This window comes from Micromonospora echinofusca (genome assembly GCF_017614955.1).
GTDB lineage: Bacteria > Actinomycetota > Actinomycetes > Mycobacteriales > Micromonosporaceae > Micromonospora > Micromonospora echinofusca_A.
The window spans coordinates 1-1,377 of sequence record NZ_WVUH01000643.1; the positions used below are offsets into that span (position 1 = coordinate 1).

Annotated in this window: 1 protein-coding gene; it reads left to right on the plus strand. The window is 77.0% G+C overall.

Features of this window, described 5'->3' with window-relative positions; all coding sequences use genetic code 11:
- The coding region (locus tag GSF22_RS33550) for a condensation domain-containing protein (protein WP_208817913.1) at window positions 1-1,377 on the plus strand (1,377 nt) is incomplete at both ends.

Consider the following 1,377-nt stretch of genomic DNA (forward strand, 5'->3'; position numbering starts at 1 on the left):
ACCGAGACCACGGTGTGTGTGGTCGGCACCGAGCTGACCGGCCACTGGCAGCGGCCGGTACCGATCGGCCGGCCGTTGGCCGGCTGCCGGGCGTACGTGCTCGACGACCGGCTGGACCCCTGCCCACCCGGGGTACCCGGTGAGCTGTACATCGGCGGCCCGCAGGTGGCCCTCGGCTACTGGCGGCGCCCCGCGCTGACCGCCGACCGGTTCGTCCCCGACCCGTACGGCGACACGCCGGGGGCCCGGCTGTACCGCACCGGGGACCGGGTCGCGTGGGAGCCGGACGGGCGGATCGCGTACCTGGGCCGGCTGGACCGGCAGGTGAAGATCCAGGGCCAGCGGGTGGAGATCGGCGAGGTGGAGGCGGTGGTCCGCGCGCACCCTGAGGTGACGCAGGCGGTCGTCGACGTCGACCCGGACGCCGCCGGGGAACTGGTCGCCTACCTGACCCCGGCCGACGCCCCGGACCTGGCCGGGCTGCGGGCGCACTGCGCGCAGCGGCTGCCCGGGTACATGCTGCCCAGCCGGGTGGTCCGGCTCGACACGCTGCCGCTGACCGTCGCCGGCAAGACCGACCTGATGGCGCTGCGGGAGCGGCACCGGCAGGGGTCGGCCGTCGTACCCGCACCGCAGCCGGCGGCGACGCTCGCCGCGACCGTCGCCGCCGCCTGGGCCGAGGTGCTCGGGGTCCCCGACCCCGCGCCGGCCGACGGGTTCCTCGACGCGGGCGGGCACTCGCTGCGGGCCATGCGGCTGGTGTCCGCGCTGCGGGACCGGCTCGGCCGCGACGTCGCCGTGGCCGACGTGCACGACGGCCGCACCCTCGCCGGGCTGACCCGACGGGTCGCAGCCGCCCCGACGCTCGCCGGCACCGCCGTCGTCCCGGCGGGCAACCCACCCGCACTCTCCACCGCGCAGCGGCGGATGTGGTTCGTGGAACAGGTCGCGCCCGGCACCCCCACCCACACCATCGCCTTCGCCGAACGGCTGCGCGGACCACTCGACCTGTCCGCGTTGCGTACCGCGCTCACCGGCGTCGCCGCCCGGCACGAACCGCTGCGCTGGCGGGTACCGCAGCGCGCCGGCGCGCCGTACGTGGTCGTCGACGACGCCGGGGCGGTACCGGTGCCGGTGCACGACCTCTCCGACCGGGCACCCGACGAACGGGAGCGGGCGCTGCGGGCGGCCCTCGACGCCGCCGCGCTCGTCCCGTTCGACCTCGCCGCCGGCCCACTGTGGAGGGTCACCGTGCTGCGCCTGGCCGACGACGACCACGTCCTCGCCGGCACCGCGCACCATCTCGTCTTCGACGGCTGGTCGCAGGAGGTGTTCTACCGGGACCTCGCCCACGGGTACGCCGCCGCCCTCGACGGC